The sequence below is a fragment of the Vibrio sp. YT-19(2023) genome, from assembly GCF_033337395.1.
Genome location: NZ_JAWOQN010000001.1, coordinates 26,211 through 38,476, shown reverse-complemented (window position 1 = coordinate 38,476; position 12,266 = coordinate 26,211). Strand labels below are relative to the sequence as shown.

Here is a 12,266-nt window from a genome sequence, read left to right as displayed (position 1 = left end):
CACTAACCTTGGTTCGCCAGTGGGAAATTGACCACAGTCGAGTGCACAGTTTCAGATGATGGTTTCACCAGTTGCGGGTAATGGTGTTGGAAGCCGATACTAACGCTACCTCTATTCCAGCCTCCTTTCCTTTTCAGCACTTCAACATTAATCCCTTGCTCGTCGCCTTTCAGTTTTAAACTGAGTGACACAGGCAAAGACAAGCGGTTGATAGTATCTGTTTTAAGCATAAAGAGAGGGCAACTCCCTTGTTCACTTGCTACCTGTAAGCGTTTCACTTGATGTATTTCAAGCTCTTCTTGCCATAACAAAACATTACTGCATACCCCACTTTTCAGACATTGCTCTGCAGCCCAAAGAGCATCTTTGGGGTGAGTTGGAGTAACGACCCACACTTGGTTTATATCCAACCCGATGTAGTGTAAAAACAGAGAATTCACTAGCGCAGGTGGTTGAATAAATGCGGTCATACCATTGGTCTGAGTGGCTTTTAAATAGGGAGCGAGCAAACGCAATTCACCAATACTACCAATAGATTCCATCTCCACTACGCCATGAGGTGGAAAGCCTCCGCCGAGCAAATCATCTAATTCAGAAAAACCGGAACTAGTCTGCAACTGCTGAGGATCTGCTTTCGTTAAATTTGTTTGCCAAACAAGGTGTTGGCTTTTTAAGTTCTGAATAATATCTTGCATAATAAATACCTGTATATATGTACAGTATATTTCTGTGGGAGAAAGTCGCAAGATTTTTATGAAGAGAGAAATGAAAAAAGGCAGCGTTTGCTGCCTTTTCAATCGATTATGTGAGGTAACCTGAATGAGTTATTTACGCTTCGGTTGAGCGTCGATGCACTGACCGTTCACATCGGTAACCGCAGGATCCATTAAGTGCAAATATAGCGGCATGATATCCAGTGGCGTTTTGAGAGTATTCGCATCTTCACCCGGATATGCTTTTTCACGCATGCGAGTACGAGTGGCACCAGGGTTAATTGCGTTAACGCGAATCGGTGTATCACTCAGCTCGTCAGCTAAAACTTGCATCATGCCTTCTACGGCAAATTTAGAGATAGCGTATGGCCCCCAGAATGCGCGGCCAGAGTGGCCGACGGTTGAAGAGGTAAAGATAATACGCCCAGCTTCTGATTTACGCATCACAGGCAGTAGTGCTTGAGTCATTAGCACTTCGGCTTTCACGTTGATCTGCATGATATCGTCGAAGTCTTCCTCTTTGATTTGATCAAATGGACACAGCGAACTCAAGACACCTGCGTTGTGTAATAGACCATCCAAGCGACCAAACTGTCCTTCGATTGTCTCTGCCATATCAATGTAATTCTGCTGAGTTGCTCCCTTGAGATCCAATGGAATGATAGCTGCTTGTGGATAGCCAGAAGCTTCAATCTCATCATAGATAGATTCAAGGTTTTGCACATTTCTACCCAAGAGAATAACAGTTGCACCGTGCTCGGCATAAGAAAGCGCGGCTTGACGGCCGATGCCATTACCAGCGCCAGTAACAAGAATGACTTTACCTTTTAGAGCATCAGCTGAAACGGAGTAGTTCACGGCGATAAATCCTTATTATTGTAAGAGGGTCCATGATAGTTAATTGACGCTAAAAAACGCCTGTTTCTCAATGGAAAATCTTGGTAATCGTGACAAGATGGTTACAATACACCAATTCATGTGTTATACCAATTCCAGAACTTTCGTTAGGTATGCTATCAATCAGAACAAGTGGTTACAAACCGCGCTGCCTTCTCGCTGATGTTTCTGCGTAACATACTAACGTCATCTGAAATGAGATAAAGGAGCTCTCGTTGGAATTTTTATTAGATTATGGTCTGTTTCTGGCCAAAATTATCACGGTGGTTGCTGCGATAATTGTTCTGCTCATTATTGCAAAATCGGCTGGTGGCAAATCGGGTGCGGCGAAAGGGGAGTTAGAGATTACCAACCTTTCAGAGCAACACAAACAATCTGTTGAGCAGTTAGATCATCATTTGCATGACGATGCTTTCATCAAGGCTCGAGATAAAGCCGTCAAGAAAGAAGAAAAAGAGAAGAGCAAATCTCGCGAGAAAGAAATCAAACAAGCGAGCAAAGACGGTTCATTAGATAGCAAGCGTGAACCACACCTATTTGTTCTTGATTTCAACGGTAGCATAGACGCAAAAGAAGTCGCGTCTCTACGTGAAGAAATCACCGCTATTTTGGCTGTCGCACGTGAAGGTGATGAAGTGTTACTTCGCTTAGAGTCTGGCGGTGGTATGGTTCATGGTTACGGCCTTGCCTCTTCTCAACTGGACCGAATCAAAGCTGCGGGTCTTCCTCTGACCATCTCTGTTGACAAAGTTGCGGCAAGTGGCGGTTACATGATGGCATGTGTAGCAGATAAAATTGTTTCTGCACCATTTGCAATTGTGGGTTCTATTGGCGTTATCGCACAGATTCCTAACTTCAACAAACTGTTGAAGAAACATGACATTGAGTACGAACAACTAACAGCGGGTGAATATAAACGCACGCTAACGATGTTCGGTGAGAATACCGATAAAGCGCGCGATAAGTTTAAGCAAGAACTTGAAGAAACACATGTCTTGTTTAAAGACTTCATCCGTGAGCGTCGTCCTAGTTTGGACCTAGACAAAGTAGCCACTGGTGAGCACTGGTTCGGCACACAAGCGAAAGAGCTTGGTTTGGTGGATGACATTAGTACATCTGATGATATCGTTGTTGCGGCATGCAAAGATAAAACTGTACTTTCTGTGCATTATGTACAAAAGAAAAAACTGGCCGACAAGCTAGCAGGTGTGGCGGGTAAAGTCGCTGATAGTGTGATTTTAAAGTTAGCTGAGCGTGGTCAAAAGCCGATTGTTTAATCGAGCTTAAGTTCATGACATTTAAAACGGCGAGGGCGGAAGCTCTCGCCGTTTTTGTTGAACTTTATGTTTATTGATGAATCCAATTACGCATTAGGTGTAATGCTTTACACGACATTTTTCCTCGCTCCAAAGACTGATTACCCGTATAATGTGCGCCTCGAAAACCGAGCAAATTGCTGAAAAGAAACTATTGGTGGAGAAAAACATGTCCTCTCAAACTCCGGTTGTTACCGTAGATGGACCTAGTGGTGCAGGTAAAGGCACTTTATGTATGTTGCTAGCGAAGAAGTTAGGCTTTCAACTTCTTGATTCTGGCGCTATTTACCGTGTTCTTGCACTCGCAGCGATTCACCACGGCGTAGACACTGAGTCAGAAGATGCGCTTGTTCCACTGGCTACTCACCTAGACGTTCAGTTTGTTGCTGAAGGTGACCTAGTAAAAGTGATTCTAGAAGGCGAAGATGTCTCTGGTGAACTTCGTAAAGAAGAAACGGGGATGGCAGCATCTAAAGTGGCTGCACTGCCACGCGTTCGTGAAGCATTATTGCGTCGTCAGCGCGCATTTGAGACCGCTCCGGGTCTGGTTGCTGATGGTCGTGACATGGGTACGGTTGTATTCCAAAATGCACAAGCGAAAATTTTCCTTGATGCGAGCGCAGAAGAGCGTGCAAATCGACGCCTTAAACAGTTGCAAGATAAAGGGTTAGATGTTAGATTTGCTGACCTTTTGAGCGAGATCCAAGAGCGTGACGATCGAGATCGTAACCGCCCAGTGGCGCCACTACGCCCTGCAGAGGATGCGCTTGTGCTAGATTCTACGTCGATGACTATCGACGAAGTAGTAGAAAAGGCACTACAATATATCGAATCGAAGCTAGCTGAGTAATTACGCTCGGCTAGGCTAAGAGCGTTGGTCGCAAGGATGATGACTGGCGAATTTAATAACCCCATGCGGTAGGATACCCGTGGACGTTTAATTTATTGAAGATTAAATAAATGACTGAATCTTTTGCTCAACTCTTTGAAGAGTTTCTAAACGAAACAGAATTCCAACAAGGCAGCATCGTTAAAGGTACTGTAGTAGCTATCGAGAACGGTTTCGTTCTTGTTGACGCTGGTCTTAAGTCTGAATCTGCTATCCCTGCTGAACAGTTCAAGAACGCTGCTGGCGAACTTGAAGTTGAAGTTGGCGCTGAAGTAGACGTAGCTCTAGACGCTGTTGAAGATGGTTTCGGTGAAACTCAACTTTCTCGTGAGAAAGCTAAGCGTCACGAAGCTTGGATCGTACTTGAGAAAGCTTACGAAGAAGCTGAAACTGTTGTTGGTATCATCAACGGTAAAGTTAAAGGCGGTTTCACTGTTGAACTAAACGGTATCCGTGCTTTCCTTCCTGGCTCTCTAGTAGACGTACGTCCAATCCGCGACACTGCTCACCTAGAAAACAAAGAGCTAGAGTTCAAAGTTATCAAACTTGACCAAAAACGTAACAACGTAGTTGTTTCACGTCGTGCAGTTATCGAATCAGAGAACAGCGTTGAGCGTGACGAGCTTCTAGAAACTCTACAAGAAGGTTCTGAAGTTAAAGGTATCGTTAAGAACCTTACTGACTACGGTGCGTTCGTTGACCTAGGTGGCGTTGACGGTCTTCTACATATCACTGATATGGCTTGGAAGCGCGTTAAGCACCCATCTGAAATCGTTAACGTTGGTGACGAGATCCAAGTTAAAGTTCTTAAGTTCGACCGTGAGCGTACTCGCGTATCACTAGGTCTTAAGCAACTAGGCGAAGATCCATGGGTAGCAATCGCTAAGCGTTACCCAGAAGGTCACAAACTAACTGGTCGCGTAACTAACCTAACTGACTACGGCTGCTTCGTTGAAATCGAAGAAGGCGTTGAAGGTCTAGTTCACGTTTCAGAAATGGATTGGACTAACAAGAACATCCACCCTTCTAAAGTTGTTAATGTTGGCGACGAAGTTGAGGTTATGGTTCTTGAAATCGACGAAGAACGTCGTCGTATCTCTCTAGGTCTGAAACAGTGTAAAGCTAACCCATGGCAGTCATTCGCTGAAGCACAAGCTAAAGGCGACAAAGTTACTGGTAAGATCAAGTCTATCACTGACTTCGGTATCTTCATCGGTCTAGAAGGCGGCATCGATGGTCTAGTTCACCTATCTGACATTTCTTGGAATGTTGCTGGCGAAGAAGCTGTACGTGAGTACAAGAAAGGCGACGAGATCTCTGCAGTTGTTCTAGCAGTAGACGCTGAGCGTGAGCGCATCTCTCTAGGCATCAAGCAAATGGAAAATGACCCATTCAATGCTTACGTTGCTGACAACAAGAAAGGTGTTCTAGTTAACGCTACTGTAACTGCTGTTGACGCTAAAGGCGCTACTGTTGAAATCGCAGAAGGCGTTGAAGGTTACATCCGTGCTTCTGAAGTATCACGCGATCGCGTAGAAGATGCTTCTCTAATCCTAAGCGCTGGTGATGTTGTTGAAGCGAAGTTCACAGGTGTAGACCGTAAGAACCGCGTAATCAACCTATCTATCAAAGCTAAAGACGAAGCTGACGAGCAAGAAGCAATGGCATCTATCAACAAGCAAGATGACAATGCATTCGGTAACGCAATGGCTGACGCTTTCAAAGCTGCTAAAGGCGAATAATATACTCGCTTAAGCAAAAAAGGAGCCGCAAGGCTCCTTTTTTATATTTGGTCATATTTAAGTAGTAATACTAATGACAGTAAACTATCTTAATAAAAGGCATTTCTTCATTGCGCATTTTGCATAAAATTTGTCTAGAATTGTCAGCAAGTGTTTGTTGGAATTAGTATTACTTACTATAATAAGTGATAAAGATACTCAAAGAGGGCAACTATGACTAAGTCTGAACTGATTGAAAGACTCTGCGCTGAGCAAACACACTTATCAGCGAAAGAGGTAGAGGATGCTGTAAAAGATATTTTAGAGCACATGGCCTCTACACTAGAGAGCGGTGACCGTATCGAGATCCGTGGCTTTGGTAGTTTTTCTCTTCATTACCGCGAGCCTCGCGTAGGTCGTAACCCTAAAACGGGCGATAAAGTGGAATTGGAAGGTAAATACGTTCCACATTTCAAACCTGGTAAAGAACTTCGTGAGCGTGTAAATATTGGTTAATGCACTCTTATTAGTTTGAAAAAAGCGGCATACGTTTGTGTATGCCGCTTTTTTGTAATGTATCCAAGTTAGTCATACATCCAAGATCGTTTACTAATCTAATTGTGGATTCAGCTGTTTTCTTTGCTGCTTTCTATACCCAAATAACTTTAACTTCTAAGCATGTCTACAAACTAAGCATCTTGAGGTTACTTGGGTATAGATTATTGCTAATATACGTAGTCTGAAGAAGCATTTTCCTGCATAATCTTACCGACTTACTCCTAGAAGGGTGATGTAACATGAAAATTATAAAAATCGTTGCTGTTTTAGCTCTCTTTTTAATTGCATTGGCGTTAGGTTCCCAAAACCAAGAGCTCGTGACTTTTAACTATCTTCTAGCAAAAGGAGAGTTCCACTTATCTACGCTATTAGGTGTAGTATTTGTGGTTGGCTTTGCTTTAGCGTGGGTTATCTTTGGTAGCATCCAACTGAAAACTCAGCTACAGGTCCGTCGTTTAAAGAAAAAACTGAAAAAGTACGAACCAACTGAATCAAACAACGCTGCTGATAAGCCAGCCATTGAAAAACAGGCATAAGGATAAGGCTTAACTTTAATGCTTGAACTACTCTTCTTGTTGTTGCCTATAGCTGCTGCGTATGGCTGGTATATGGGGCATCGCAGCGCTCAGCAAGACAAGCAGAAGCAATCTCATCAAATCTCTCGTCAGTATATGACGGGTCTTAATCTGCTGCTCTCTGACCAATCAGATAAGGCTGTCGATCACTTTATTGAATTGCTCCAAGTTGATAACGAGACCATCGATACTCACCTTGCGTTGGGTAACCTGTTCCGGTCTCGTGGTGAAGTCGACCGCGCAATCAGAATTCACCAAAATCTTATTTCTCGTTCAGGCTTAACACTGGACCAAAAGAACCTCGCCCTTCAACAGTTAGCGAAAGACTACATGGTCTCAGGTTTTCTTGATCGTGCAGAGAAAATCTTCGAACAGTTAGTCGAAGAGCCAGATTACAAAGAGGCGGCTCTTCAACAATTAGTGACCATTTATCAGCAAACACGAGAATGGGAAAAGGCGATTTATTACGCGAACCAATTGGCTAAGTTAGGTAATAAACGCTCAAGGATGCGTGCAAATATTGCCCATTTTTGGTGTGAAATAGCCATGCTCGACCAAGCTGATGGGAATACTAATAAGGCAATACAGCATTTTAAAAAAGCGTTAGCGGAAGACCCGAAGTGTGTTCGAGCAAGTATTGCTTTGGGACGAATTTATCTAGAGTCTGAAGACTATAAGCACACCATCAAATATCTGACAGGGGTACTTGAGCAAGATAAAGACTTTATCAGTGATGTCTTGCCAACTATTGCAGAATGCTATCATCATCTGGGTCAGGAAGATGAACTTGTCGAGTTTCTGCGAGCTTGTATTGATAAGAAAGCAGGCGTATCAGCCGAGTTGATGTTGGCTCAATTAGTTGCTCATCACGAGAACGTTGGGGCTGCTCAAGAGTTACTGACGAAACAATTGCTGAAAAACCCAACCATGAAGGGCTTCTACCGTTTAATTGACTACCACATTGCAGAAGCAGAAGATGGTCGAGCGAAAGACAGCCTATCAACACTACAAGCGATGGTGGGTGAACAGTTAAAAGTGAAACCACATTACCGATGCCGGAAGTGTGGATTTTCTACCCATTCCCTTTATTGGCATTGTCCGTCCTGTAAAGGATGGGGGACGATCAAGCCAATCCGCGGATTGGATGGTGAATAATTCTTAATGCAGCTGGCAGAGTTTCTGTCCGCTGCATTTTTTTAACTTTTTATTTAATAAGAACCAAAACAGTTAGGAGATGAAATGATCGACCAAAAAGTTATTGTCGCACTGGATTATGATAACCAAGCAGATGCACTTGCGTTTGTAGATAGAATTGATCCTGCGTCATGCCGACTAAAAGTTGGCAAGGAGATGTTTACGCTATTTGGTCCTGATTTTGTACGTGAACTCCATAAACGTGGTTTCTCGGTATTCCTAGATTTAAAATTTCACGATATTCCAAACACCTGTTCGAAAGCAGTTCGCGCTGCGGCTGAAATGGGTGTATGGATGGTGAACGTACACGCGAGCGGTGGTGAGCGTATGATGACGGCATCACGTGAAATTCTTGAGCCATATGGTAAAGATCGTCCACTTCTTATCGGTGTAACGGTACTAACCAGTATGGAACAAAGTGATTTAGCTGGTATTGGTTTGAATGTTGCGCCTCAGGAGCAAGTGATTCGTCTAGCAACCTTGACCAAAAACGCGGGCTTAGATGGTGTCGTATGTTCAGCGCAAGAGTCCTCACTACTGAAGAGCGAACTAGGCCAAGAATTTAAATTAGTGACCCCTGGTATTCGACCTGCTGGCTCAGAACAAGGTGACCAACGCCGTATCATGACGCCAGTAGACGCTATCCAATCAGGTTCAGATTATCTTGTGATTGGTCGCCCTATCACTCAAGCGTCAAATCCTGCAGAAGTGCTGAAGTCGGTCAATGAGAGCTTATCTAACATGTAAGCACTGTCTCGATTGTATGGAGAAAAGTGAGGCTAAGATGCCTCACTTTTTACATCGAATGAAAATACTAATCGCGGTAAACAACCATTCCTTTTAACCAGCTATGTCTGATCATTTACTCGCTTTAACTGGTATATCGGGGCCAATTGAGATAAAGGTTCTGCGGTTTATTCTGAGTAAAGTAGGGCTTGGTACTATGCCGATCACACTTTTGTAACATAACTCATTGTGATGCCTCGAAAATGCAACCATGTGTTATTGATGGCTTGCGTTACAAATGTCTAAAGAATACTATGGCGAAGATGCATTCACTGCGTTGTAAGGTCTAGGATGACCTAGTGAAACTCTTTGAAATTAATATAGAAGCTGGCAGGACGTCACTTCATATTACGTTCCTATTATTTCCTATCTGCGTATTTTAAATCGCAGCTTTCTGTGAGCTTTCACACGCTGTCTTCCTTGTTACGACCTTAGTGCGCAAACACAACAAGGAAGAAACATGACTAAAAAACTGCCATTTTCAGTACTAGCAACACTGACCGCTGCCAGTTTTCAACTGAGTGCGGCAGAATTGCCAGCTGATATCGAATGGATTTCAAACAACAACGAACCTCTATTTGCCTCTGAAGAGGCGGTACGAGGGGGCACCTATCGCACTTACATTCAGAGCTTTCCGCAAACATTACGAAGTGTTGGTCCAGATGCGAACTCAGGTTTGCGCCAATACTTAATGGATGGTTCACCAAAACTGGCTCAGCGTCATCCAAATACTGGCAAATGGATCCCTCAACTTGCTAAGTCATGGGCATTTGGAGAAGACAACAAAACCGTATTCTTTAAACTCGACGAAACGGCCGAGTGGTCAGATGGTGAAAAAATTACAGCAGATGATTACGTCTTTATGATGAAGTACTACACGTCAAAAGACATTATCGACCCGTGGTACAACGACTTCTTCACAAACAGTATTGTGAGTGTTGAAAAAATTGATGACTACACGATCAAAGTCAATCTTGCTGTAGCTCAAAGTCATGACTCACTTATGGTTATGATTAACATGCCAAGTAATGGTTTTCAGCCTCGTCCTGAACACTTCTTTGAAGGAGAAAAGGACGCAAATAACGATGGCATGCCTGATAACTTCGTCAGAAAGTTTAACTTTAAATCTGAGCCAACCGCAGCGCCTTACTACATTGATCAAGTGAAGAAAGGTAAGAGCGTAACATTCAAACATGTCGGTGAAGATTGGTGGGGATACAACAACCGCTACTATAAAAACCGTTATAACGTTGAAAAGGTTCGCATTAAGGTGATTCGCGATCCTGATATTGCCATGAAGCACTTTGAGAAAGGCAACTTAGACTACTTTGAGATGGTGCTACCAAGCTTTTGGCATGACAAGACCAATAGTGATGTGTACAAAAAAGGCTATATCCAAAAGTACTGGGGCTTTAACGAAGCACCGCAAGGAGCTGGTGGTCTTTGGATGAACACAGCGATGCCGATGTTGGATAACCTAGAAGTGCGTAAAGGTGTTATGGCAGCCACTGACTATGACGGCATGATTGAAAACATCATGCGTGGAGATTATTCACGTAAACCGCATGGACTCGGCTTTGGTCATGGCGAATACGATGATCCTAACAATACACCGCCAAAGTTTGATGCTGATGCGGCGGTTAAACACTTCGAAAAAGCGGGCTTTGACAAAGTGGGCGCAGATGGTATTCGTGTTAACGACAAGGGCCAACGCTTGAGCTTTGCTATCACCTACGGATACAACTCTTGGACACCGCGTATTGCATACCTGAAAGAGCAAGCGAAACTTGCTGGTCTTGAGTTCACGTTAAACTTGGTGGATGGCTCATCTGCGTTTAAATACATTCTTGAGAAAAAGCATCAGCTAGCGTTTTTGAATATGGGCTCTGGTGAGATCCCTGCGTATTGGGAATACCTACACTCGGATAATGCAAATCGACCACAAACGAATGCTCACACCAACTACAGCAGCCCTGAGCTAGACAAGTTAATTGAAGCGTATGATTCTGAGTTTGATCAGGAGAAGCGTTACGACTTGTCGCATCAAATCCAAAACTATGTCAGCAAAGCGAATATCATCGTTCCTGGCTACATGGTGCCTTATTCTCGAGTTGCTCATTGGCGCTGGGTTAAAATTCCTAAAAACGGCATGACAAAAGCGACAGAATGGGTGCTTCATCCAATGGATATCGGTAATTTCTGGATTGATAACCAAGTAAAAGAAGAGACAGAAGAAGCGATGGACGAGGGTAAAACCTTCCCAGAATTAACGGTAATTGATGATCGTTACAAATTGTAAATCAGTAGTTTAGATAGAAAATGATAGCCCCGGTAATGAATTTTATCGGGGCTTTCTTTTTTACTTAACAAGGTAAGACACTTCTAAAAGGTAGGTTTTTGCATCACCAAGCAAAGAGAACGCTTTATCGATGGTTTTAAATCGATCATCAAGCGAGTCGCTGGATATCAGCTGGCTGAATGTTTGCAACGAGAAAGCTTCGTTTGCTTTGAAGAACTGATGTACGTTTTCAAGCTGCACTTTATGAATATGCTCCACCTTATTTAGGGCGGTGGTTAAATCGGAAATGTTAATCGACATTGCTACTCGGGAACCTTATCAACAAGACCTATATGAGGTCATAGAGTGGGGTTTTACATTTTGCGACAGAGAGTAGCACCGAAGAGCAATTTATAGTCTGATGAAGATCAATTTGCCTGATTTAAGCATCTGTAACGCGGCACTAGACGTGTACCTAGAGCTAGTACACGTTACAACGCTTGAATATAGGCTAGGGTTTCACCTGATCAAAAGTAAAAGCCAAGTCCGACTAAAAGCCCTTGAGAAGCCGTATCATATTCAAATACTCCCTCATTTTTGTAATCAACCCAGGTCGACTTGTAAGCTAAGTTGAGATCAGACCATTCGTTAAAGCGATAACGAACACCAGTTTGAATGGCATAAGTGAAGTGAGTATCGTTGCCAAGTCCGGCGTCGATACTGGCATGAAATCGCCAGTTTTCGCTCAATTCATCAATGAGTCGCAAGCCAACTAAAAAATCGACCCAATCTTCTTGTAATGACAGTCTATCTTCTAGTACCCGGTTATCATTGCGATACAGTTTGCCGGTGATGCCATTGTCCCACCAACGTAATCCAAACATATAATCCAGTTTACCAAATGAATATTGTTCGCGTTGGAATGCCTTTGCTTCTAGAACACCTTGCCGTATTTCGATGTCCGCACGATAACGAGCGTTAGGCAGAGCGCCCTTGATATTATTAACATCACCACTTAAGTTCATGAAACTATAATCTATGTAGTAGCCCCACTTACTTTGGTAAATACTCTCGAATCGCAACATCGCCCCAATATCGAGGTGGTCTACGATGAACTTAGGATCGACATCCACCTCTGATGAAAAGCGACCAATACTGGTATCCCCGTGGATATTCAGTCCTAGCATGTACACTTCTATGCTATTTCGCCAACGAGATTCTTGTGTCTCGGCTGAGAGCGCTACTGATGTAGGTAATACAAGAATGAGTGAGGAGAGTGATAGCAGGTTACATGGTTTCATCCAATTTCCTTTTCGGCTTTTCGGCTTTTCGGCTTTTC

12 protein-coding genes are annotated in these 12,266 nt (G+C 43.3%); 8 read left to right on the top strand and 4 right to left on the bottom strand.

What is annotated here, in order from left to right; genetic code table 11:
- Window positions 1-2 precede the first annotated feature (2 nt).
- The gene (imuA, locus tag R7E78_RS00175) at window positions 3-695 is read right to left on the bottom strand and encodes a translesion DNA synthesis-associated protein ImuA (protein ID WP_262640476.1); all 693 of its coding nucleotides are present in this window, start codon (window positions 693-695) and stop codon (window positions 3-5) included.
- A 129-nt stretch (window positions 696-824) separates the two neighbouring features.
- The gene (locus tag R7E78_RS00170; protein WP_213905694.1) at window positions 825-1,571 is read right to left on the bottom strand and encodes a YciK family oxidoreductase; all 747 of its coding nucleotides are present in this window, start codon (window positions 1,569-1,571) and stop codon (window positions 825-827) included.
- A 254-nt stretch (window positions 1,572-1,825) separates the two neighbouring features.
- Here R7E78_RS00170 and sohB point away from each other — a divergent pair, with 254 nt between their 5' ends.
- The 8 genes from sohB to R7E78_RS00130 all read left to right on the top strand — a co-directional run bounded on the left by sohB (window position 1,826) and on the right by R7E78_RS00130 (window position 10,948).
- Window positions 1,826-2,887 (top strand): protease SohB, encoded by a 1,062-nt coding sequence (gene sohB / locus R7E78_RS00165; protein WP_262640475.1) that lies wholly within the window; start codon window positions 1,826-1,828, stop codon window positions 2,885-2,887.
- Between the two features lie 208 nt (window positions 2,888-3,095).
- Window positions 3,096-3,776 carry a (d)CMP kinase gene (gene cmk / locus R7E78_RS00160; RefSeq protein WP_005438973.1) on the top strand — a complete coding sequence of 227 codons (681 nt, stop codon included), beginning with the start codon at window positions 3,096-3,098 and terminating at the stop codon, window positions 3,774-3,776.
- A gap of 110 nt (window positions 3,777-3,886) precedes the next feature.
- A complete protein-coding gene (gene rpsA, locus R7E78_RS00155; RefSeq protein WP_005385817.1) occupies window positions 3,887-5,557 on the top strand; it encodes a 30S ribosomal protein S1 in 1,671 nt (556 codons plus the stop codon).
- A 213-nt stretch (window positions 5,558-5,770) separates the two neighbouring features.
- Complete coding sequence (ihfB, locus tag R7E78_RS00150) at window positions 5,771-6,052, top strand: integration host factor subunit beta (RefSeq protein ID WP_005385816.1); 282 nt, start codon at window positions 5,771-5,773, stop codon at window positions 6,050-6,052.
- Between the two features lie 281 nt (window positions 6,053-6,333).
- On the top strand, window positions 6,334-6,630 hold the full coding sequence (locus tag R7E78_RS00145; protein ID WP_005376663.1) for a LapA family protein: 297 nt from the start codon (window positions 6,334-6,336) through the stop codon (window positions 6,628-6,630).
- Window positions 6,631-6,648: 18 nt separating this feature from the next.
- Window positions 6,649-7,824 (top strand): lipopolysaccharide assembly protein LapB, encoded by a 1,176-nt coding sequence (lapB, locus tag R7E78_RS00140; RefSeq protein WP_005376665.1) that lies wholly within the window; start codon window positions 6,649-6,651, stop codon window positions 7,822-7,824.
- 84 nt (window positions 7,825-7,908) lie between these two features.
- A complete protein-coding gene (pyrF, locus tag R7E78_RS00135) occupies window positions 7,909-8,610 on the top strand; it encodes an orotidine-5'-phosphate decarboxylase (RefSeq protein ID WP_151515003.1) in 702 nt (233 codons plus the stop codon).
- Between the two features lie 499 nt (window positions 8,611-9,109).
- Window positions 9,110-10,948, top strand: a complete 1,839-nt coding sequence (locus R7E78_RS00130; RefSeq protein WP_017633867.1) for an extracellular solute-binding protein — start codon at window positions 9,110-9,112, stop codon at window positions 10,946-10,948.
- 60 nt (window positions 10,949-11,008) lie between these two features.
- On the opposite strand, the gene R7E78_RS00125 is transcribed toward R7E78_RS00130, so the two are convergent.
- Together R7E78_RS00125 and R7E78_RS00120 are read right to left on the bottom strand one after the other, a co-directional pair.
- Window positions 11,009-11,248, bottom strand: a complete 240-nt coding sequence (locus tag R7E78_RS00125) for a hypothetical protein (protein WP_017821658.1) — start codon at window positions 11,246-11,248, stop codon at window positions 11,009-11,011.
- A gap of 206 nt (window positions 11,249-11,454) precedes the next feature.
- A complete protein-coding gene (locus R7E78_RS00120; protein WP_262640474.1) occupies window positions 11,455-12,228 on the bottom strand; it encodes a hypothetical protein in 774 nt (257 codons plus the stop codon).
- Window positions 12,229-12,266 lie beyond the last annotated feature (38 nt).

What these genes read in the sequence shown, in the direction of transcription:
- cmk (WP_005438973.1), top strand. Translation starts at nt 3,096, where the DNA reads ATGTCCTCTCAAACTCCGGTTGTTACCGTAGATGGACCTAGTGGTGCA.
- R7E78_RS00130 (WP_017633867.1), top strand. Translation starts at nt 9,110, where the DNA reads ATGACTAAAAAACTGCCATTTTCAGTACTAGCAACACTGACCGCTGCC.
- imuA (WP_262640476.1), bottom strand. Translation starts at nt 695, where the DNA reads ATGCAAGATATTATTCAGAACTTAAAAAGCCAACACCTTGTTTGGCAA.
- pyrF (WP_151515003.1), top strand. Translation starts at nt 7,909, where the DNA reads ATGATCGACCAAAAAGTTATTGTCGCACTGGATTATGATAACCAAGCA.
- R7E78_RS00125 (WP_017821658.1), bottom strand. Translation starts at nt 11,248, where the DNA reads ATGTCGATTAACATTTCCGATTTAACCACCGCCCTAAATAAGGTGGAG.
- lapB (WP_005376665.1), top strand. Translation starts at nt 6,649, where the DNA reads ATGCTTGAACTACTCTTCTTGTTGTTGCCTATAGCTGCTGCGTATGGC.
- rpsA (WP_005385817.1), top strand. Translation starts at nt 3,887, where the DNA reads ATGACTGAATCTTTTGCTCAACTCTTTGAAGAGTTTCTAAACGAAACA.
- R7E78_RS00145 (WP_005376663.1), top strand. Translation starts at nt 6,334, where the DNA reads ATGAAAATTATAAAAATCGTTGCTGTTTTAGCTCTCTTTTTAATTGCA.
- ihfB (WP_005385816.1), top strand. Translation starts at nt 5,771, where the DNA reads ATGACTAAGTCTGAACTGATTGAAAGACTCTGCGCTGAGCAAACACAC.
- R7E78_RS00120 (WP_262640474.1), bottom strand. Translation starts at nt 12,228, where the DNA reads ATGAAACCATGTAACCTGCTATCACTCTCCTCACTCATTCTTGTATTA.